The organism is Vibrio chemaguriensis (assembly GCF_012275705.1).
GTDB lineage: Bacteria > Pseudomonadota > Gammaproteobacteria > Enterobacterales > Vibrionaceae > Vibrio > Vibrio diabolicus.
In genome coordinates this window covers 343,946-366,363 of the sequence record NZ_SHOE01000001.1, presented here as the reverse complement: position 1 = coordinate 366,363, position 22,418 = coordinate 343,946, and the positions used below count along the sequence as shown (strand labels likewise).

Below are 22,418 nucleotides of genomic sequence, written 5' to 3'. Positions count from 1 at the left end.
ACATGGTAGACAGCGGAAACTCATACGGCGAACGTGTATCTCGACTGGTTGGTTGGGGTCACTGGTTTGCATTCTTCAATATCGTTGCATCGATGTTGATAGGCACACGCTACATTGTTCAGTCTCCTTGGCCCGAGACGTTACTTGGTCAGTTTTATCTGGCGGTTTCTTGGGTTGGTCACTTTGGCTTTCTAGTTTTCGCGCTTTACTTGCTCGTTCTATTCCCGTTAACGTTTATCCTGCCATCGCGGAAATTGTTCCGTTTGGTGGCAGTGATTTTCGCGACCGTTGGGCAAACCATATTATTGATTGATACCCAAGCGTATCAGTCGATCAATTTGCACTTAACTCCTGTCGTTTGGGAGTTACTATTCAGCGAAGATAAAAGTGCGCTCAGCACTGATCTACAACATCTGTTTGTTGTAATGCCGCTGATCTTCCTTATTCAGCTCGCTCTATCCGAATGGGTATGGCGAAAACAGCGCAAACTATCTCATAAGCACGTAGGACGTCCTCTAGCAGCTGTATTTTTCCTCAGCTTTATGACCAGCCATTTGGTTTATATTTGGGCAGATGCATACTTCTACAATCCAATTACCAGTCAGCGTTCAAACTTCCCATTGTCTTATCCGATGACGGCGAAGAGCTTTATGGAAAAACATGGTCTACTTGACCGTGAGGAATACCTAAAACGCTTAGCGGAAAATGAAGGCAACGTAGAGTTAGTCAATTACCCTCTAGAAAAGCTAGAGTTTAACCGTCGAGTCAATAAGCTCAACGTGTTGATGATCAGCGTAAATAACCTGCGTGCAGACGCGCTGAATCCAGAAGAGATGCCTAACCTCTATGAGTTTGCCGAAAACAATCAGAACTTCCGTAATCATTACAGTTCAAGTAATGATACTTACGGGGCTTTTGGTTTGTTCTACGGCTTACCAACCAGTTACGCCTCAAGCATCAAGGCGCAAGGTGCTTCGCCAGTGTTACTCGATGTACTGAAAGATCAGGGTTACAACTTCGGCCTATTCAGTGGCAGCGGGTTTGAAGATGATCTCTACTCAGAGATTATTTTCCGCGACTTAAAACTAGCGGAAGACCTCGATGGCACACAAGCTCATACCGATAAGCAATCTATCGCGAACTGGAATACATGGTTAACAGAGAAAGCGAGTCAACCATGGTTTAGTTACATCGAAGTCACCACCGTTGATAATTTTGAATCGATCCCTTCAAATAATGACGAAGAAATGTCCGCAAGTGATCGCTTCAAAAAAGCTTATGAATATGCGGTGAAATCAGCGGATAAAACCGTCGCTAGTATTATTGATGAGCTTGAAAAAAATGGACTATTAACAAACACCATCGTGATTATCACTTCTAATCACGGTAGTGAGTTTAACGAAACCAATACGAACAGCTGGGGCGCAAACAGCAACTACAGCCGTTATCAGTTACAAGTTCCTATGGTCATCCAATGGCCAGGAATGTTGGCTGGTGAATTTAATCACAGCACAAGCCACTTGGACCTTTCGGTCACGTTGTTGCAGGATATGCTCGGTGTATCTTCCAACCCATATGATTACAGTAGTGGTCGTAACCTATTTGACGAAAGTCGTCGCCGTTGGATCCTAGCGGGTGACACTCGTGAGCTTGCCTTAATTACTAGCTCACAAACCACAGTGATCGATAAGTTTGGCAACTACAAGTTGTATGACAAAAATTACAAACGACTTCGAGATGATGCACCGAAGTTGCCAGTTTTGATGCAAGGTTTAACTGAGTTACAGCGTTTTTATTCTAAAAACGATTAATACCTAGCAATCCATATACTATTCAAACTCCCCTTTTTGGGGAGTTTTTGTTTATTTAAACAACACAAACCACAAATTTGCGCAGTAAACATCCAATCAGTTCAACTAGGGGTTTACAACATTTTCAAAGCCTTATATTATGCGCCTCAACAACGGAGAGATGGCTGAGTGGTTGAAAGCACCGGTCTTGAAAACCGGCATACGTTAATAGCGTATCTAGGGTTCAAATCCCTATCTCTCCGCCACATTTAGAAAAAGCCCGCTAAGAAATTAGCGGGCTTTTTCGTATATCCAGATTTGAAAAGATTTGTACAAATCCCTCCTTGAATACAAGCCAAGCAATCGCCACATTCAGAAAGAACCCATTAGAAAATTAGCGCCCTTTTCGTTCCAGTGTCCCGTTATGAATCAGGTTGATACTCACGTCTAGTTGTATTTACTTACCAACAAAAACTTCTTTAGCGGCATTAATGAGCTGTAAATGGATTGGGACGAGGTCTGAATGATTCGTTCGATATCCACCTCCGACGACAGCTGCGACAGGGATACCTCGCGATTTCATTGTTTGCATTAAAAATCTATCACGCTCTAAAATCCCTTGCGTCGACACATCAAAATATCCAAGCTCATCGTCTTGATGTATATCAACACCAGCATCGTAGATAACCAAATCAGGACGATGAAGATTAAGCGCCATATCGACCACTTCCTTAAACGCTATTAAAAAACCCTCATCACCTGTTCCTCGCACCAAAGGCACATCTAGATCAGACTGAGGCTTTCTAGCCGGGAAGTTTTTGTCACAGTGGAAAGAAAGCGTGATGATATCTGGCTCATCGTGACACAAAGTTGCTGTTCCATCCCCATGGTGAACATCACTATCAATGATCAATACTTTATCGACATGCTCGACTTCGAGCGCTTGCCTGGCCGCGATCACTAAGTCATTAAATAAACAAAAACCACTGCCAAACTCTTTGTGTGCGTGGTGATACCCGCCACTCAAATGAATGGCCACACCATACTCAAGTGCTTTATTTGCGGTCAAAGCCGTGCCCGCCGCTGAAGTTAGCGTTCTGGTAATGAGAGACTCACTCCAAGGAAAACCTATTCGGCGCATTTTCGCAGCTGGCATGTTTCCATTCACTAGCAAGTCGACGTATTCCTGGTCATGAACACGTTTTACTTCCTCAACAGTTAATGCTTCTGGCTGGAAAAACTGCACGTGTTCTTTCCAGTTATCTTTCTCCATATGTACCAATACCGATTCATAGAGGTACTGGTACTTCATAATTGGGTAACGATGCCCCTCTGGCAACTCAAGTTGAGAATAAATCGGGTGGTAGATAAATGGCAGCATGAGAAATTCTTAATAACAATGGTAACGAAATAGTATCAACTTCAAGGGTTGAATAAAATGCAATTTAATTGATAATGATTTTCAATATCAATTAAATTTAATATACATATGAATTCTACTTTCTTTGCTATTCTCGGCGCACTGTTTGGCTCTCTTTGTGCTCTGTCCCTATTTTCATCTTTCGTTGTTGGTGCGTGGTGGCTGGTTGATTTCATTGCGCTTAGCTAACACAATGACTTTCAACTGAAATCAAAAAAATATAGGTGTTTGTATGAGTCAAACCGTCTTTATTACCGGAGCAAATCGCGGCATTGGCCTTAGCTTAACTGAGCTGTACCTGAAGCAAGGCCATCAAGTACACGCTACTAGCCGTTCCTTAGAGAACAGTTCTGAACTACAAACTCTAGCCTCACATTACAGCAATCTAGTTTTGCACGAACTGGATGTTACTCACTACGAACAAGTCGCTCTGCTTGCAGATAAGCTCCCCGCCATCGACTTACTCATTAACAATGCGGGATATTACGGCCCCAAGGGATATGGCTTTGGAAACACTGACGTAGAAGAATGGCGTAAAGTCTTCGAAGTAAACACCATTGCACCGTTAAAACTGGTTGAGCACTGTTACCCTCGCTTACAACAAGGCAAGATGAAAAAGATTGCTTGTATCTCATCAAAAGTGGGGAGCATGACGGAAAATACGTCCGGTGGCGGTTATATTTATCGTTCATCGAAAGCGGCGCTAAACTCGGTTGTTAAAAGCTTGAGCAATGATTTAACACCTGAAGGATTTACCGTTTTAGCGCTTCATCCTGGTTGGGTAAAAACGGCAATGGGCGGGCCAAATGCATTGATCGATACGCAAACCTCCGCGCAGGGCCTAGCGAACGTGATAGAGCTGAGTACACCGCAACTTTCAGGTCGATTTATTAACTACGATGGTACTGAGCTGCCTTGGTAGAGGCGTTAAGAAACAACCATCAATAAACCAAATAACACCTAAGCTAGGCTTCATAATCGTGACTTGGTTGGCAAACATAATGTTCACCGGTGATCCACCAGCATAATTCGCGCAATCTAACTTGAATTTATCTACATCCAATCCAGACTTAGGAAAAAGTAGAACAAATAAGGAGAAAGCACGATGGCAGCAGATAGGGATTTGGTTAATTTTAGCGAAGAGCACGAACTAAATTACTGCTTGAGAAGTGCTGGTAAACGCCAAACTCAAGCGAATCGAGATACATTAGTTGACTTGGGCAACCAGGTGAAAGAGGTACTGGACAAACGCGTGTTAACTCAAGGTGAAGTAAGAGGCGCGATCCAAAACCACGGTGATCTGTTCGAGTAATCTATTTTCAAGCATGCGCGGAGTTTAATTACGCCGCGCTTGTCCTATGCCCGCTTACCTTTGGCTGCACCAGATTTAGTTGCGCCACCACTCTTTGAATAACTACGCTTTTTACGTTTAAACGCAGGACGTTCCACTTTGGGTAGATGACGCAATGAATCAGGGATCGGCCCTGCTTTTACTTGTGCCATCAAGCCATCAATGCGTTGCTCTAGTGCTTGCATAAACGGCTGATATGCCTGATTTCTCTCTGCCATACCTTGTAACTGGTGCTCCCAATGAGCCGTCATATCTGGGTACGTTGAATCCTGTGGCAAGGCATGAATGAGACCTCTTCCCGCAGGAGAGCTGAGAATTGATTTACCTTGACGCTTGAGCAGTTGGCGTTTGAACAGCGTGTCCAAAATACCAGCACGAGTCGCTTCCGTACCTAGCCCATCAGTATCACGAAGGATTTTTTTCAGTTCTTTATCCGCAACGTAACGGGCGATCCCGGTCATCGCTTGCAACAGCGATGCTTCGGTAAAGTGCTTTGGTGGCTCGGTTTTTCGGTCTTTTATTTCCCCTTCACGACAAGTTAACACGGTGCCTTCTGGTAACGGTGGTACGGCATCAATACCTTCATCTTCCTTGTCAGTTTTGCCCATTAGCGCTTTCCAACCCGGCGAAACTAACTGGCGACCTTTCGCGATAAACATACCACCAGCGATATCGAAAACCAATTTCGCTTCAGCGTAAACCGCCGCCGGATAAAACTGCATGAGATACTGGCGCGCAATCAATTGATACACCCTCATCTCATTGCCCGAAAGCGCATTCACATTAGCTTGTTTTGGTGTAGGGATAATCGCATGGTGCGCATCCACTTTTTTATCATTCCAAGCTTTGGACTTTAATGTTAAGTCTGCTCCCTGAACGGCACCTTGCAGCTCTTTTGCGTTATTCGCAATAGCTGTTGTCACCATCTCTGCTTGTGAGTAGTGTTCCATCGGTAAATAGCGACAATCTGAACGTGGATAAGTGATCAGCTTGTGCTTTTCATACAATGCCTGACAAGTATCTAGTACTTGTTGCGCACTCATACCATAGCGCTTCGCTGCATCGATCTGTAAAGCAGATAATGAATAAGGTAATGGTGCTGATTGCTTGGTTTGCTTTTGTTCCGACTCCGTCACTTTAGCGGGTTGATTTGCAATACGGTTTGCAACGTTTTCCACTAACTTACGGTTTAACACTCGCCCTTCTTCATCCTGCCAAGGCTTGCATGCCTCACTTGGCTTCCAACGAGCACGAATATCAAAAGTACCATTGGCATCTTGATACGGAATCAGAGCATGTAGGGTAAAATAGTCCTTCGGGACAAAGTTTTCGATTTCCTCATCACGACGCACCACTAAGCCAAGAACTGGCGTTTGCACTCGCCCTACCGAGAGAACACCTTGATACCCTGCTTTTTGACCAAGTAAGGTATAAGCACGAGACATGTTCATACCATACAGCCAATCAGCCCGAGAGCGGGCCAATGCAGAAACTGAAAGTGGGATAAACTCGCGATTACTGCGCATAGAACTGAGTGCGCGTTTAACCGCAGGTAAGTTCAAGTCGGAAATCAGCAAACGCTGTGTGGATTCCTTCTTGGTTTTAGATAACTTGCAATAGTCGAGAACTTCATCAACTAACAGCTGCCCCTCTCGGTCTGGGTCTCCTGCATGAATGACTTCGTTAGCTTCTTTGAGCAATTTACGAATAACTGTTAATTGCTTACTTGCGCTTTTCCTCGGTCTGAGCTGCCATTGCTGCGGAACAATTGGTAAATCTGCCATATTCCACTTTTTATAACGCTCATCGTAAGCGTCAGGTTCGACTTGTTCGAGCAAATGGCCGATACACCAAGTAACGATATCCCCGTTCCCACAGCGGATGAATCCTTGATCTTTCTTTTGAGGGTTTGGCAGTGCAGCGGCAATCGCACGGCCTAAGCTTGGTTTTTCAGCAATAAACAGACGAGACATAACGTTTTGGAAATAAATATAATTAGGGCCACATTAACGAATGTAGCCCTAGTAAATCAAGAAAAACTGTATAAATAAACAGTCAATTTACCTAGATGCTCAGTTATAGAAACTCAACAAACTGAGAAAGGTCACGCTCAGGAACTTTCATCGGTGTGCAACCAGGCGTACCTAGGTACAAGAAACCAACAATCTCATCGTCGCCTTCTAAACCAAACGCTTGATGAACTTCGGGATGGAACATCCACTTACCTGAGCGCCAAAATCCTTGAAAGCCTTGCGCTACCGCTGCCATCTGCATGGATTGTACGGCACATCCCGCAGATAAGTGTTGCTCTAGTGCAGGCACTTTCTCATGTTCCGTTACTTTAGCAATCACCGTGATCACCATTGGCGCACGAAATGGCGCATTTTTCACCTTTTCGACCACCGCTTCATCACTATTTTCAGCTTCTGCCGCTTTTACCAAGATATCTGACAGTTTTTTCAAACCATCGCCCTGTGCGATAACGAAACGCCAAGGGGTTAATCCCGCATGGTCAGGCGCACGAAGGCCTGCACGAATGATGTTCTCAAGCGCTTTACCTTCTGGTGCAGGCGCAGATAACTTCGCGATAGATCGGCGATTGAGCAAAAGATCGAGAGCGTCCATGAAAGAATCCTTATCGAATATCGTTGTTATTTTGTTTACGCCACTTTAGCACAATCTGCTCCTGCGAATAACAACCGGTTTTCTGTGGGCTTGATAACGTGCTTCACTTAACATCAAACTGGATTTAATGTTAATTTATTCGCGAAATGAATAAGTTGAACATAGGCAGGTTGATGAACAAGGATAAACAAAACAGCATTTACGAAAAGATCGTTAATGACGAAGATGCCCGCGCCTGTAAGGCGATTCCTGAATCAGCTTGTCATCAAGTTCCCGGCAACTTTCTTAAAATCATTCTTGCTCAGTTTTTAACGAAGGTCGGCGATGCGTTAATCAACCCCAAAGTCACGTTGCCGTGGATACTACAAAGTCTCGGGGCACCGGTTTACTTAATTGGTTGGCTCGTTCCTATTCGTGAATCAGGTTCCCTTATCCCACAACTTAGCATCGCGCACTACATCCGACGCATTCCAGTAAGAAAATGGGTCTGGGTAATTGGCAGCATCTTGCAGGCTCTTTCCATATTTGCAATCGGAGTGGTCGCATTAACTCTGACAGGAGCTGCTGCGGGTTATGGTGTAATTGCATGTCTTGTGATCTTCAGCCTCTCACGCGGTTTAAATTCCGTCGCATCAAAAGATGTGTTGGGCAAAACCATCCCTAAAAACCAACGAGGTCAAGTCAACGGCTGGTCTTCAAGCGCTGCTGGCCTTGTTACACTACTTTTCGCTAGCCTTCTGGCACTAGCCTGGTTATGGGATGTAGAGCCGACAGAGCGCTTTTACAGTCTGAGTTTAGGGTTAGCGGGTGCCATATGGCTTATTGCGGCATTAGTTTATGCACGAATTAATGAGTATGCCGGTGAGGTAGACGGTGGTCGAAATGGCGTCCTTGAGGCATTTAAACAACTCGCGTTACTTAAAACAGACGTGACCTTTCGTCGATTCGTTATCACGCGGACACTATTTTTATGTTCTGCGCTGAGTGCACCGTACTACGTTGTGCTGGCACAGCAACCTCTCGGTGGACAGCTCTGGGTTCTAGCTCTCTTTATGTTTGCGAGTGGCTTGGCCTCCTTTGTGTCAGGTCCTTTCTGGGGAAGAATGTCCGATCGATCTAGCCGCAGTGTTATGGTCATCGGCGCAACGATGAGCGCGCTACTTGGCGTTGTTTTATTTGTTTACGATACGTGGGTCACCGCTAGCCAAAGCTTCCTATTCGTGATTCCTCTGCTCTACTTTTGTGTGTGTATTGCCCACGACGGAATACGAGTCGGACGAAAAACCTACTTAGTTGATATCGCAGAAGGTGACAAGCGGACAAGCTATGTAGCCGTGAGTAACACGGTGGTTGGAATAATGCTGCTTCTAATGAGTTCTCTTGGTGTTATGTCGAACTTTTTGAGCCTTTCAGCAGTGGTGTTAGTGTTCTCTTTTATTACTTTTGCTGGCGTGGTAATGGCCAAACAACTGCCAGAAATCAGTGACTAGTTCTATACAAAAAAGCTGCGCTCAAAGCGCAGCTTTCATAGTAAACACACCTTGAAAGACTAGAGTTTTACCGCCAATTTAACACCTTGACGAATCGCACGCACAGCATCAAGTTCACCCGCATGGTCAGCTCCGCCAATGATATGAATCTTCTCTCCAAGTTCAGACCATTTATCTTCAAATGGACGAACAGACTCTTGCCCCGCACAAATAACGACTTTGTCCGCGTTCAATAATTGTTCTTTTCCATCTACATGAATGTGCAAACCTTGATCATCAATTTTATCGTAAGACACGCCACCGACTAAATGTACGCCCCGTTTTTCAAGGGTACGTTTATGGATCCAACCTGTCGTTTTACCCGGACCTTTACCTACACGACCTTTACGACGCTGAAGTATCCAGACTTCTTTATCGCTGACCGCATCAGGGTAAGGGTATAAACCACCAGGTTGAGACATCTCTTTGTCGATTCCCCATTCATGCAACCAGTCATCCAACGTTTGTCCAATTGGCTCTGTGAGCATGGTCGCGACATCTACGCCAATACCACCAGCACCAACGATAGCCACTTTCTCACCGACTGGCGTTTTGTCTCGAATGAGTGTTTGATAGTCGACGACTTTCTCTGGGTTATCAATTCCATCAATATTGACTTTACGTGGCTCAACACCCGATGCCATCACTATCTCATCGTATTCTGTGAGTAAGTCATAGTTCGCTTCCGTCGATAAGTGCAGATTCACGCCTGTTTCATCAATACGGTTAGCGAAATATCGTATCGTCTCTCGAAACTCTTCCTTACCAGGGATCTGCATCGCAAGACGGAACTGACCACCGATGCGGTCGTTCTTTTCGAACAAATCAACCTTATGGCCACGTTCAGCCAGTGTAGTCGCACAAGCCAAGCCCGCAGGGCCTGCACCGACAACGGCAATGTTTTTCTTCTTAAAGGCTGGTTCAACAACAATTTCGGTTTCATAGCACGCTAGAGGGTTCACTAAGCAACTGGCGCGCTTACCTTTAAACACGTTATCTAGACACGCCTGATTACAGCCAATACACGTATTGATAAGCTGCGCTTTTTCCTGTTCGGCTTTAGCAACAAAGTAAGGATCAGCCAAGAATGGGCGCGCCATCGAAACCATATCGGCATGCCCAGAAGATAGAATACGTTCTGCTTCGTCTGGCGTATTTATTCGGTTACAAGTGATGATAGGAACCGAAACGTGAGGCTTAACTTTTTCCGTAACCCACGTAAACGCACCGCGTGGTACTTGAGTCGCAATGGTAGGAACTCGAGCCTCGTGCCAACCGATACCCGTATTGATAATCGTGACGCCAGCCTCTTCAAGCGCTTTCGCCAATTCGATAACGTCTTCAAATGTGCTGCCCTGCTCGACAAGATCCAGCATAGAGAGACGGAAAATGATGATGAACTTGTCACCCACCGCCTTACGAACCGCTTTGACAATTTCTAGCGGAAAACGCATACGTTTTTTGTAACTGCCACCCCATTCGTCGTAACGCATGTTCGTGCGCTTACATAAGAATTGGTTTATCAGGTAACCTTCCGAGCCCATTAACTCGACGCCATCATAACCAGCAAGCTGGGCTAACTCAGCGCTGTTCGCAAAGGCATCAATGGTTTTCTTAATCTGGCGGTCGCTCATTTCACTCGGAGCAAACTTTGCAATTGGCGCTTTAATGCCAGACGCACTTTGCGAGAATGGATGCATGGCATAACGCCCAGCATGGAGAATTTGTAGGGCAATTTTGCCACCGTGCTTGTGCACCGCTTCTGTCACAACTTTGTGGGCCTTGGCATGCTTTGGCTTGCTGAACTCAGCACTCAACGGGTGCAAACGACCGCGTAAGTTAGGAGAAAAACCTCCGGTTACAATCAGTCCAACACCGCCTTTCACGCGTTCTTCATAGAAAGCGGCGAGCTTCTGTAATCCTTCTTTGTGCTCTTCTAAGCCCGTGTGCATTGATCCCATCAGGACTCGGTTTCGTAATTGTGTAAAACCGAGATCCAGTGGCTTTAATAGGTTTGGGTACATGGCAGACATCACTTAACATCCATTGTTATTATCATGGTCTGACCAGATTAAGCCCGCTCAACCAAAAAATCAAACAAGCGTTTACATTTTTGTAACACCGATCAATCTCGCGTGAAAATATGCCAATTATTGAGTGGTCGTGATAAGCTAAAAAAATGTTATCTTTTGAGATCTTAGAGATAAGAACCCATACTTTGTTAGACTCGGCGTAACTATCTCGTTATGGAGACAAGATGAAAAAACTCTTCAAATTTATTGGTTTGATATTTAAAGGGATATGGAAGAGCATCACCTTTATCAGACTTGCACTGGCAAACCTGATCTTCTTGCTGATGATTGCCGTTTTCTACTTTGCTTTTACTTATACCGGAGACGGTCAACCCGTCGTCGAAAAAGAGTCGGCATTGGTGATGAATCTTTCAGGTCCGATTGTCGAACAAAGACGCTATGTAAATCCAATGGACTCTTTTGCTGGTTCCCTTTTGGGCAATGAGTTACCGAAAGAAAACGTCCTTTTCGATATCGTTGATACTATTCGCTATGCGAAAGACGATCCTAAAGTGTCTGGATTAGTGCTAGCACTGCGAGACATGCCAGAAACAAATCTCACGAAATTACGTTACATCGCGAAAGCGTTGAACGAATTTAAAGCGTCAGGTAAACCCGTTTACGCCGTAGGTGATTTCTACAACCAAAGCCAATATTACTTGGCAAGTTACGCTGATAAAGTTTACCTTGCACCTGATGGCGGCGTATTGATTAAAGGTTACAGTGCATATTCAATGTACTACAAAACGTTATTGGAAAAGCTTGATGTTTCTACTCATGTTTTTCGCGTAGGTACTTATAAATCCGCTATCGAACCGTTTATTCGTGATGACATGTCCGATGCCGCGAAAGAGTCTGCAACACGCTGGGTTACTCAGTTGTGGAGTGCTTTTGTTGATGACGTAACCACAAACAGAAATATTGATGCGAAAGTGCTTAACCCAACCATGGATGAGCTGATTGACGAAATGAAGTCAGTGGATGGTGATCTTGCTCAGCTCGTGGTTAAAATGGGCTTGGTCGATGAACTCGCGACACGCCAAGACATTCGCACTCTATTTGCCAAACAGTTTGGTAGTGACGGCAAAGACAGCTACAACGCGATTGGTTACTACGACTACCTTGCAACGATTCGTCCTGATTACACACTACCTCAGCACGATATCGCCGTTGTTCTAGCAAGTGGCGCGATTATGGATGGTCAACAACCTCGTGGTACTGTCGGAGGTGACACCGTCGCAAGCTTGTTGCGTCAAGCACGCAATGATGAAAAGGTGAAAGCGGTCGTGTTGCGAGTAGATAGCCCTGGGGGTAGTGCCTTTGCCTCTGAAGTGATTCGCAACGAAGTAGAAGCACTGAAACAAGCAGGCAAGCCAGTTGTTGTATCCATGTCGAGTTTAGCCGCTTCTGGTGGTTATTGGATTTCAATGAGCGCAGACAAGATCGTTGCTCAGCCAACAACACTGACGGGTTCCATTGGTATCTTTAGCGTCATCACCACGTTTGAAAAAGGCTTTAGTAAGTTAGGCATTAATACTGATGGCGTTGGCACATCGCCGTTCTCTGGTGACGGCATTACCACTGGCCTCTCTGACGGCGCGTCTCAAGTATTCCAATTAGGTATCGAGCACGGTTATAAGCGCTTTATTTCATTGGTTGGCGAGAATCGCGATATGTCTCTAGAGGAAGTCGACAACGTCGCTCAAGGTCGAGTTTGGACTGGACAAGACGCCCTATCCTTTGGTCTTGTTGACCAAATGGGTGACTTTGATGATGCCGTAGAACTAGCGGCGAAACTGGCGAATGTGACTGATTACGGCATTTACTGGGTAGAAGAACCGCTTTCTCCCACTGAACTATTTTTACAAGAGTTCATGAAACAGGTGAAAGTCTCTCTAGGTATTGATGCAACCAGCTTGCTACCAAAAAGTCTTCAACCCGTAGCTCAACAGTTCGAACAAGACGCAAGCTTGCTACAAAGCTTTAACGATCCTAAAGGTCAATACGCATTTTGTTTGAACTGCCAAGTGCAGTAGCTTTTTCATTAATATTACAAAGGGTATCTCTACTTGAGGTGCCCTTTTTATTACGCTCAACATCTCCTCAGATGACTTTCTGATGCTGTGCGCATAGCCTCGCATCTCAAGGTTATTTAGGTATATAATCCCCGCCTCTGTTCCCCTACATGAAAGAAAAAACGATGACTAGAAAACACATCTACATCGCTTACACCGGTGGCACCATCGGAATGCAAAAATCGGATCACGGCTATGTTCCTGTTGCTGGCTTTATGGAAAAGCAACTAGCAAGCATGCCAGAGTTTCACCGTCCTGAAATGCCGGATTACACTATCCACGAATACGATCCTCTGATTGACTCATCAGATATGACGCCTGCCGACTGGCAGCAGATTGCGGATGATATTCGTGACAACTATGACAAATACGATGGTTTCGTCATCCTACATGGTACTGACACCATGGCATACACAGCATCTGCATTGTCTTTCATGCTTGAAAACCTTGGTAAGCCAGTGATTGTAACGGGTTCACAAATCCCTCTTGCGGAGCTGCGTTCTGACGGCCAAGCAAACCTATTAAACGCGCTACATATTGCGGCAAACTACCCGATCAACGAAGTGACTTTGTTCTTCAATAATCAGTTGATGCGTGGTAACCGCAGCACAAAATCTCATGCGGACGGTTTTAATGCCTTTACTTCACCAAACCTTCCTCCACTACTGGAAGCCGGGATCAATATTCAAGTAAGCAACAGCGTAACCGTTGGTGCACAACCAGAAGGTGAATTTAAGGTTCACAACATCACACCACAACCAATCGGTGTGATCACCATGTACCCAGGCATTTCACACGAAGTTATCCGAAACACGCTTCGTCAGCCCGTGAATGCGATGATTCTTCTGACTTTTGGTGTGGGCAACGCGCCTCAAAACCCTGAGCTGCTTGGTCACCTGAAAGAAGCCTCTGAGCGCGGCGTTATTGTCGTGAACCTAACTCAATGTTTGGCAGGTAAGGTGAATATGGGCGGCTACGCCACGGGTTGTGCACTGGCAGACTCTGGAGTTATCAGCGGCTTTGACATGACGCCAGAAGCGGCACTAGCAAAACTGCATTACCTTCTAAGCCAAAACCTTTCTTACGAAGAAGTGAAAGAGAGAATGCAGCAAGTACTGCGTGGTGAGATGAGCCTGTAAATTCAAGCTTACTACGATCTAAAAAGCCCAATCTCTATTGGGCTTTTTTCTTTTAAAGTCAAAGTGGTAAACGACACTCTGTAAAACTCAAACATTACACTTAATCAATGTTCGGATTGACACGAACAATGTCGCTCTCTTCTCCGCTAAATTGTTTTTTAAGTTCTTGCTTCGATTTAAAGCTGATTTCACCACCTGCCGCAACCGTCATATGCTGCGCATCAGTATTATGTTTTGATTGATACAACATCACAGCTTGCATACACGAATCTCGCTGCTCTTTAGAAAGTGTTGTACCCTCAGGCCATCTTCCCGTTTCTACTGCATAGACTAAGCGATCATAAACTTCTGGAGTCATCGCTTGTAATAGTTGTTCTGCGTCCATAATGTACCTTCTTATTACATTCTATTTACAGAACATAACGGGTTAAGAAACTGAGTCAAGAATACGAAAATGAATTGGTGTAACGGATCACAAGCAAAACCATGAAAAGAACACACTGGTTACTTCTCAGCCTCACAAGTCTCGCACTAACGGGCTGTTTCGAAGGTAACGTGACAACCGAAGAGTTGTGCCAAAAAACACCAGAGCTGCGCTGCGAACAGCTCAATATGGATGACGGGCAATGTCGAGTTCCCAGAACAAACTTAGTATGGCATCGGTTTGAGCAACTGAAACATCCATCAGAAGCCAGTCAAATTATCGAATACGCTCTGGTCGCTGAATATAGGAAATGCTTAGAACTCGCCTCTCAGATCACACCTATTGATCAAAGTTCTCTCAAGAGACAGCGTTTTAACGCTTTGGTACACAGTATTGATGAGCTAGAACGCATCGTAAACGAGTTAAAAGGCTCAGAAGACCCCGCTACTTTGTATTTTTTGTGGTCTCAAACGGGTGACATCCAAGCTCGTCGCGCATTTTTACAAATGGAAGGCTCACCCAAGTTAAATACTGCTGAGATGCAATATGCATTAGCTACTTTCTATACTAATCGAGATGCCAAGAAAACGTTAATACTGCTGAATAAAGCGTTGTCTTTATCGGATGAAGACAACCTTAATCCGATCATTCTCAAATCAATGGCAAGCATTCATCAAGGGCTTGGAGAAAAAGAGCGCGCGTATCTGTGGGCAATGGTTGCAAAAAGATTCGACGTCCCGCTTGCTGATGAAAAGCAGCTCAAGCGTATGTTTAATTTTAGTCATGCAGAGCAATATCAGCAGCTAGATGAATTAGCTGAATCGGTGGCAAAAGCCATAGAGAGCGGGAACTACTCTCCAGCAATGATACCCAAAGAGATATAAACGAAAAAACTCCCGCAATTGGCGGGAGTTTTTCGTTGGGTCAAACTACACTCTGTTTTCTACTTACAACAAATCGTATTGAAAGGATAAAACACTATCGAGCACAATTTTGTCGTTATTGTTCTGATTTGTTGAAAATTAACGACACTGAATTAACACAAAAACGCTCACCCGTGGTCTGTGGGCCATCTTCAAAAACGTGCCCTAGATGGCTATCACATGCGGCACAACGAATCTCTGTACGTACCATTCCGTGACTCAGATCTTCTAAATAGCGCACCGCTTGATCATTGATGGGCGCATCAAAACTTGGCCAACCACAGCCAGAGTCATACTTGTTATCAGAGACAAAGAGAGGGGCATTGCAACAGGTACAAGCATAAACACCCGTCTCTTTATTATGCAGTAGTTTACCGCTGAAAGGCGGTTCTGTACCTTGCTCTCGGCAGACACGAAACTCTTCTTCAGAAAGTTGCTCACGCCACTGCTCATCTGACTTCGCCACTTTTTTCCCGTTTTGTTCCACGACTTTCTGCTCCTTCTTTACTGTTTTTGGTATTGACTTTTTTAGCAAAAAACTTGCTTCTCTTAACAGTTGTAGCACATACTTTCTCACCAGGACACCATGCGTAATTAATTTGATAAGAGCACTTATCTCACCAGTTATATTACGCCAACTGGACTACAGAAGAATCAGTTAAAAGTTTAAAAAACGAACATTTGCGAAGAATTGTTAAAAAAAGCGTCGCTTTTTTTTGACTTTAAACAAGTTAAGTCCGATTATCACTTGCAGATGTTTACTGGATTCTGTAATTTTACTACCAGTTATCTTTAATCAGAAATTAAGTTGTGGAGCAACTATAATGACTATCAAAGTAGGTATTAACGGTTTTGGCCGTATCGGTCGTTTCGTATTCCGTGCAGCGCAAGAGCGTGCTGACATCGAAGTTGTAGGTATCAACGACCTTATCGACGTAGATTACATGGCATACATGCTTAAGTACGACTCAACTCACGGCCGTTTCAACGGTACTGTTGAAGTTGAAGGCGGTAACCTAATCGTTAACGGTAAAACTGTACGTGTTACTGCAGAGCGCAACCCAGCGGACCTTAAGTGGGACGAAATCGGTGTTGACGTTGTTGCAGAAGCAACTGGTCTTTTCCTAACTGACGAGACTGCACGTAAGCACATCGAAGCTGGCGCGAAGAAAGTTGTTCTAACTGGTCCTTCAAAAGACGCTACTCCAATGTTCGTAATGGGCGTTAACCACGCTACTTACGCTGGTCAAGACATCGTTTCTAACGCTTCTTGTACTACTAACTGTCTAGCGCCTATCGCTAAAGTTCTTAACGACAAGTTCGGTATCGAATCTGGTCTTATGACTACAGTTCACGCTACTACAGCAACTCAAAAAACTGTAGACGGTCCTTCTGCTAAAGACTGGCGCGGTGGTCGTGGTGCTTCTCAAAACATCATCCCATCTTCAACTGGTGCTGCTAAAGCTGTAGGCGTTGTTCTTCCAGAACTAAACGGCAAACTAACTGGTATGGCTTTCCGCGTACCAACAGCTAACGTTTCTGTAGTTGACCTAACAGTTAACCTAAAAGAAGGCGCATCTTACGAAGCTATCTGTGCAGCAATGAAAGAAGCTTCTGAAGGCGAGCTAAAAGGTGTTCTAGGTTACACTGAAGATGCAGTAGTATCTCAAGACTTCATCGGTGAAGTTCAAACTTCTGTATTCGATGCTAAAGCTGGTATCGCTCTAACTGATAACTTCGTTAAAGTTGTATCTTGGTACGACAACGAAATCGGTTACTCAAACAAAGTTCTAGACCTAATCGCTCACATCTCTAAGTAATTAGATAGTTAGCAATTAGCGAATAACTTCGTTAAAGAAAAGGCGGCTCTAGAGTCGCCTTTTTTGTATCTGGAATTTGAGAGAATACCTCGGCGCTGTTGCATTGTATTTGCGACGGATGTCGAAACCCTACTTTCCCCAATGATAGGAAACAGCACATGGATTTAAAAACTCTCCCAGCTCTAACCGTGTTATCTGATAACGTTACTGTCGTTGAAATTGATCAGGTCAAAGTAGTACGTGTTATTCATGAGAAAGCGACAGCAGGCATCTCCTTACATGGTGGTCACGTTGTTTCGTTCACTCCTGCTGGTCATGAAGATTTGATTTGGATGAGCGAGAAGGCAATTTTCGACGGGAAAAAAGCTCTGCGAGGCGGCATTCCCGTTTGCTGGCCATGGTTTGGGCGTATTGCAGCACCGGCTCATGGTTTCGCACGTACTGCTGAATGGGAGCTGGTTGAACATCGCGAGAACGATAACGGCGTGATTGTTGAACTTGCTCTGTTCCCGACAGAAGAAATCCACGATATTTGGCCACATATGTTTGACGCTCGTTTAGTGGTTGAAGTTGGCGATGAGCTAAAAGTGACACTCAAAGTCATGAACATCGATGACGAAGCTTGGACCTTCTCTGGCGCGTTACATACTTACCTAAACGTTGGAGACATTAAGCAAGCACAAACAACAGGCATGGGTGCCGAGTACATTGATAGCTTGAAAGCTGATGCGGTATGCCAAGGTGGTGATGTTCTGCAACTCACAGACACCATTGATCGCGTTTACACGCAACCAGAAGCGAAAATTTTGGTAAAAGATCCGGAACTGAATCGTACATTAAGCGTGGAAAACCATGGTCATAACTCCGCGGTACTTTGGAACCCTTGGGCAGAAGGTGCACAAGGTATGGCTGATATGGCTGACGATGGTTACCAAACCATGCTGTGTGTTGAATCTACTGTTCACGCTCCAAGTATCGAGCAAGGTAAAACGCTCCAGCCAGGTGAGACTCATGAACTTGTCACTGTAATTTCAGTGCAGTAGTTATAACCAGATCAAAGGTCGGGAATACCCGACCTTTTTTGTAATAAAAGCCCCGACTAGATGGTCCTCTCTCAACTAACTTATTGGTTATCAGTCACTTTTGACTATTTCATTAATAAATATCAAAAAATTCGATCATATAAACCGATAGCATGCCGATACAAAACTCATAAATAATAAAAATATCAGGAACTGATCTATGTTAGAGAGATACCGAAATCAAAGTGTCGGATTCCAGTTAAAGCTGGTTATCACTTTGTGTCTATTCATTGCTTTCAGCAGTATTGCTGCGCTTGTTTACCGTAACGCTTCCGATGTTCTATTGGAAAGCACCCTTAAAGAGCACCAATCTAAAGTAGAGTCGATGGCTAAAACCATTGCTGGCCAATTCGATGCTTATCTGCATACCGCTAAAGTGCTCGAGTCCACTTTTCGTAATGGCTACCTTGCCGGTGTTTATGTCGAAAACTATACCGTTGATTTCATGGGTCATGAAATACCAAACATCACTCAATACAGTGAAAGCTTAATTAACGACACAAAGCTGGTCGATAGCTTCACACGTGATACCGGTGCTATCGCGACTTTATTCGCGCCTTTGGGAGATGACTTTATCCGTGTATCTACCTCACTAAAAGATCCTCAAGGTCAACGAGCAGTGGGAACCACACTAGGTCTCGACCACCCAGGTTATCAGCAACTAAAAGCTGGTCAGCCATATTACGCTCAAATAAAGTTGTACGGCGAACGCTACATTACCTATTACTCTCCAATTAAAGATGCAACAGGAAAAGTTGCAGGGTTATCGTTTATTGGTTTACCCGTAGATCAAGCAACACAAACGCTATTCGATGCGCTAGAAGAGATTAAATGGGGCGATACTGGCTATACCATCATTGTCGACAACGACGACAACAATCTTGGTAAGTACCTACTCCATCCGACCAAAAGTGCAACCGACCCTTCAATCACAGAAGTTCGTGACTACGAGGGTAATAAGCCTTTCCATAAAATTTTTGAACAAAAGAGCGGATTAATTCTCTACCCTTACCAATTCGGCTCAACAGTCGGCGAAAAGTACTTAGTGTTTACCGAAGTACCAGGCTGGAACTGGAAACTACTGGGTGGTACGTTCATCAAAGAAGTGACCAAAGGCAGTGATACACTACTCAAACTTATCGCCATCATTTCTTCGGTAGCGGCAATCATTACTTTTGTTGTACTGACACTTTTCTTGAATCGCAGCTTACAACCTCTGACCGTTCTAAACTCCTATATGACTCGCTTGGCGGGCGGCGAGGTCAGCTTGAACGTCCCATCGTCTCGTAAGGCATCAAAAAATGAAATTACGAACCTGAATACGGGTGTCGCAAGTATGGCAAGTCAACTCAATGAACTTGTTGGTAAGATCCGTTCCACAAGCGACTTAGTAGAGAGCAACTCCACCAGCGTTGCCAATGATGCCCATAGCAATTTAACCCAAGCTGACCGCCAACAAGAAGAAGTAGAACAAGTGGTAACAGCAATCGAAGAGATGGCCTCTTCTGCTCAATCGGTTGCCCAACAAGTCGAAAGCATTGCGGAAAACGTACGCTCAGCGAATACCGATAGTCAATCTGGTCTCGCGATTGTAGAAGGCGTATGTATCGATGTTGCTCAACTTAACGATCAATTGGATCAATCAGCAGCGGCTATCGAGCAAGTCAATCGCGATAGTGAGAGTATTCAAACCGTCACGAAGATGATTGATGAGATTGCAGAGCAAACCAACCTACTTGCGTTGAATGCAGCCATTGAAGCCGCACGAGCAGGTGAGCAAGGTCGTGGCTTCGCAGTTGTAGCAGATGAAGTGCGTACACTTGCGCACCGTACACAAAGCTCAGTTCAGGATGTAGTTGAAATTATTGAGAAGCTAAAAGGCTCTACTCACAATGCAGTTAATATGATGACCGACAGCCAACGCAGTGCCAATCAGGTCTTAGACAAAGCACAAGACGCAGGTACAGCATTAGAAGCTATCGCAGTACAAGTCCAGTCGATAGCGTCTCAAGCCGACGCCATTGCTGCGACCTCAGAAGAGCAAGCGCAAGTATCCCAAGAAATTGCTGCAAATGCCCATTCTATCAGTGAGCTAAACCGAGAAAGCCGCGACACCAGCGCGAAAACCTCGCAAAGTGCCATTGAACTGCAACAACAAGCTCGGAACTTGAAAGAGCAAGTCGACTTCTTCCACTAATACTGAATATGAGCCGATTCCATCGGCTCTTTTTGTTTCACTTGAGACCACGCTTTTTGATAGAATTTGCCGCCCTACTTTCTGTTCGAGATCGTCATGAACTATCAATGCCCTTTATGCCACCAAGCTCTAGCGTTAAATGAAAAAACGTTTAAGTGCGAAAACAATCATCAGTTTGACTTAGCAAAAGAAGGCTACGTTAACTTGATGCCAGCGCACCACAAACGTTCTAAAGATCCTGGTGACAATAAAGAGATGATGCAAGCTCGTCGTCGATTCCTTGAGGGGAATTACTACAACCCAATGCGCCAAGAGGTTGCGCAGCTGTGTGCGAAATACACAGAGGGAACCGATCATCAATTATTAGATATTGGTTGCGGCGAGGGTTACTACACGGATCAAGTGCAGAAAACGATACAAACGCAAACGGACGATGCGACGATATATGGATTGGACATTTCAAAAGTTGCGATTCGTTATGCGGCGAAGCGCTACACACAGTGTCACTTTAGCGTCGCTTCTAGCCATCGGCTTCCTTTCGCGAATGAATCCTTAGATGCTATTTTGCGCATTTATGCCCCTTGCAAAGCAGAAGAGCTTCAGCGCGTTGTAAAAGAGAACGGTGTGGTCATCACGGTGACACCTGCAAGCCGTCACTTATACCAACTACGTGAACGCATTTATCAAGATGTTCGTCTTCACAGTGAAGAGCCAGAACACATTGAAGGATATGAATTAGAGCATCAACAACATCTTAACTATGTTATGAATTTGAAGGACGGGGCCGCATTCGATTTATTGCAAATGACGCCATTCGCATGGAAAGCAACCGATGCACTTCGTGAAGAGTTGAAGTCCGCTACACTCTATCAGTGTGAGGCTGATTTTATGCTGCGCGTATATCGCAAAAAGTCCACTCAGTAATAATAGTGGTAACCAACAAACGCAAATAGTTATCATTTATATTGATTCATTGCTCAGCCTCCATTAATATCATCCGGACATTTTTGGAGGCTTTTCAATGCGCTTTTCTATTTTAAGCTTGCTCTTTGCTGGCTTACTTACTGGTTGTTCTTCTGTTCCATCAACCAACTCTCACCCTACCTCTGCGGAAGTCACTACTTTTTACGACTACCAACTTTACACCCCTTCTGGCGAGCACATCGCTCTAAGCAAACTACCAAAAGAGCTGCGACAAGCAGATGTTATTCTTATTGGTGAATGGCACACACATGCCGGCGTTCATCGCTTTCAAACCGATATGCTCAAACAACTTTCATCTTATGACCGCCCACTCGCGTTATCAATGGAACAATTTACCCGCGACAAACAACCTGTTGTTGACGCTTACCTGCGTGGGGAAACCGGTGAACGGTACTTGATGAAACAAGCCAATGCTTGGCCCAATTATGAGAGCGACTATCGCCCTCTCGTTGAGTTTGCTAAGCAGAAAAATCTCCCGGTGATTGCAGCGAATGCACCAAAGGGCATTGTCCGATGTATTGGTCGTCAGGGGATAGACTACGTTAACAAGCTCGATGATGAGCAGCGAACGTTTATTGCAGAATCCATCAACACGGCCAGTAGTCCATACAAAGAGAAGTTTATGGCATCCATGCATCATGGGAAGCCAGAACAAACCGAGAAACAGTTTGCAGCTCAAGTAACTTGGGATGAAACCATGGCAGAGTCTATTGTTAACTACCTAAACGCCAAACCAGGTGCTCAGGTTGTTCATGTCGCGGGTAAGTTTCATACCGAGCAAGGGTTAGGTACAGCTGCATCCATCTTAAGCCGCAACCCGAGCTTAAAAGTTGTTGTAATTAGCCCAACAGATAATGTGCTTGCTGATAATACTGATTATCAGTTAGAGGTTCTTGCACCACCAGTACGGTATGTACAAGATGCTCACCGCATGGCGGCATATCAACACCTCACTAAGCGCAATAGCGACCTTCAATGTAAGTAGCT

General features: G+C 44.7%; 18 protein-coding genes and 1 tRNA gene. 13 read left to right on the top strand and 6 right to left on the bottom strand.

The features are described 5' to 3' along the window. Positions 1–2 precede the first annotated feature (2 nt). On the top strand, positions 3–1,811 hold the full coding sequence (locus tag EX191_RS01685; protein WP_046874519.1) for a DUF3413 domain-containing protein: 1,809 nt from the start codon (positions 3–5) through the stop codon (positions 1,809–1,811). Positions 1,812–1,965: 154 nt separating this feature from the next. After that, positions 1,966–2,056, top strand: a tRNA-Ser gene (locus EX191_RS01680). Positions 2,057–2,247: 191 nt separating this feature from the next. Here EX191_RS01680 and EX191_RS01675 read toward each other — a convergent pair. Further along, positions 2,248–3,171 (bottom strand): histone deacetylase family protein, encoded by a 924-nt coding sequence (locus EX191_RS01675; protein WP_074191643.1) that lies wholly within the window; start codon positions 3,169–3,171, stop codon positions 2,248–2,250. Between the two features lie 271 nt (positions 3,172–3,442). Here EX191_RS01675 and EX191_RS01670 point away from each other — a divergent pair, with 271 nt between their 5' ends. Further along, the gene (locus tag EX191_RS01670; RefSeq protein ID WP_005396517.1) at positions 3,443–4,132 is read left to right on the top strand and encodes an SDR family oxidoreductase; all 690 of its coding nucleotides are present in this window, start codon (positions 3,443–3,445) and stop codon (positions 4,130–4,132) included. 183 nt (positions 4,133–4,315) lie between these two features. After that, positions 4,316–4,522 carry a hypothetical protein gene (locus EX191_RS01665; RefSeq protein ID WP_005380717.1) on the top strand — a complete coding sequence of 69 codons (207 nt, stop codon included), beginning with the start codon at positions 4,316–4,318 and terminating at the stop codon, positions 4,520–4,522. A gap of 44 nt (positions 4,523–4,566) precedes the next feature. Here EX191_RS01665 and EX191_RS01660 read toward each other — a convergent pair whose 3' ends face one another. After that, positions 4,567–6,534, bottom strand: a complete 1,968-nt coding sequence (locus EX191_RS01660; RefSeq protein ID WP_193447024.1) for a DNA topoisomerase III — start codon at positions 6,532–6,534, stop codon at positions 4,567–4,569. A 103-nt stretch (positions 6,535–6,637) separates the two neighbouring features. Then, a complete protein-coding gene (locus EX191_RS01655) occupies positions 6,638–7,186 on the bottom strand; it encodes an NAD(P)H nitroreductase (RefSeq protein ID WP_005396515.1) in 549 nt (182 codons plus the stop codon). 173 nt (positions 7,187–7,359) lie between these two features. On the opposite strand from EX191_RS01655, the gene EX191_RS01650 reads away from it, so the two are divergent. After that, the gene (locus EX191_RS01650) at positions 7,360–8,676 is read left to right on the top strand and encodes an MFS transporter (protein WP_193447023.1); all 1,317 of its coding nucleotides are present in this window, start codon (positions 7,360–7,362) and stop codon (positions 8,674–8,676) included. A 59-nt stretch (positions 8,677–8,735) separates the two neighbouring features. Here EX191_RS01650 and EX191_RS01645 read toward each other — a convergent pair whose 3' ends face one another. Beyond that, complete coding sequence (locus tag EX191_RS01645) at positions 8,736–10,748, bottom strand: NADPH-dependent 2,4-dienoyl-CoA reductase (RefSeq protein ID WP_193447022.1); 2,013 nt, start codon at positions 10,746–10,748, stop codon at positions 8,736–8,738. A gap of 224 nt (positions 10,749–10,972) precedes the next feature. On the opposite strand from EX191_RS01645, the gene sppA reads away from it, so the two are divergent. Together sppA and ansA are read left to right on the top strand one after the other, a co-directional pair. Next, a complete protein-coding gene (sppA, locus tag EX191_RS01640; protein WP_193447021.1) occupies positions 10,973–12,823 on the top strand; it encodes a signal peptide peptidase SppA in 1,851 nt (616 codons plus the stop codon). A 164-nt stretch (positions 12,824–12,987) separates the two neighbouring features. Beyond that, the gene (ansA, locus tag EX191_RS01635) at positions 12,988–14,001 is read left to right on the top strand and encodes an asparaginase (RefSeq protein WP_046874512.1); all 1,014 of its coding nucleotides are present in this window, start codon (positions 12,988–12,990) and stop codon (positions 13,999–14,001) included. A gap of 100 nt (positions 14,002–14,101) precedes the next feature. Here the strand turns inward: ansA and EX191_RS01630 are convergent, their stop codons facing one another. After that, entirely contained in the window at positions 14,102–14,386 is a 285-nt protein-coding gene (locus EX191_RS01630) for a YeaC family protein (protein ID WP_005380700.1), read from the bottom strand. Between the two features lie 101 nt (positions 14,387–14,487). On the opposite strand from EX191_RS01630, the gene EX191_RS01625 reads away from it, so the two are divergent. Further along, positions 14,488–15,309 carry a DUF2989 domain-containing protein gene (locus EX191_RS01625; RefSeq protein WP_193447020.1) on the top strand — a complete coding sequence of 274 codons (822 nt, stop codon included), beginning with the start codon at positions 14,488–14,490 and terminating at the stop codon, positions 15,307–15,309. Positions 15,310–15,424: 115 nt separating this feature from the next. On the opposite strand, the gene msrB is transcribed toward EX191_RS01625, so the two are convergent. Next, complete coding sequence (gene msrB, locus EX191_RS01620) at positions 15,425–15,835, bottom strand: peptide-methionine (R)-S-oxide reductase MsrB (RefSeq protein ID WP_047010128.1); 411 nt, start codon at positions 15,833–15,835, stop codon at positions 15,425–15,427. 337 nt (positions 15,836–16,172) lie between these two features. On the opposite strand from msrB, the gene gap reads away from it, so the two are divergent. The 5 genes from gap (at position 16,173) to EX191_RS01595 (ending at position 22,416) form a co-directional block, all read left to right on the top strand. Then, the gene (gene gap / locus EX191_RS01615; RefSeq protein ID WP_012841556.1) at positions 16,173–17,168 is read left to right on the top strand and encodes a type I glyceraldehyde-3-phosphate dehydrogenase; all 996 of its coding nucleotides are present in this window, start codon (positions 16,173–16,175) and stop codon (positions 17,166–17,168) included. A 158-nt stretch (positions 17,169–17,326) separates the two neighbouring features. Further along, positions 17,327–18,211, top strand: coding sequence for a D-hexose-6-phosphate mutarotase (locus tag EX191_RS01610; RefSeq protein WP_012841555.1), 885 nt, complete (start codon positions 17,327–17,329; stop codon positions 18,209–18,211). Between the two features lie 199 nt (positions 18,212–18,410). Next, positions 18,411–20,447 carry a methyl-accepting chemotaxis protein gene (locus tag EX191_RS01605; RefSeq protein ID WP_182019786.1) on the top strand — a complete coding sequence of 679 codons (2,037 nt, stop codon included), beginning with the start codon at positions 18,411–18,413 and terminating at the stop codon, positions 20,445–20,447. A 96-nt stretch (positions 20,448–20,543) separates the two neighbouring features. Continuing rightward, positions 20,544–21,371 (top strand): 23S rRNA (guanine(745)-N(1))-methyltransferase, encoded by an 828-nt coding sequence (gene rlmA, locus EX191_RS01600; RefSeq protein WP_006741742.1) that lies wholly within the window; start codon positions 20,544–20,546, stop codon positions 21,369–21,371. A 97-nt stretch (positions 21,372–21,468) separates the two neighbouring features. Continuing rightward, the gene (locus EX191_RS01595; RefSeq protein WP_193447019.1) at positions 21,469–22,416 is read left to right on the top strand and encodes a ChaN family lipoprotein; all 948 of its coding nucleotides are present in this window, start codon (positions 21,469–21,471) and stop codon (positions 22,414–22,416) included. The last annotated feature ends 2 nt before the right edge of the window (positions 22,417–22,418 follow it).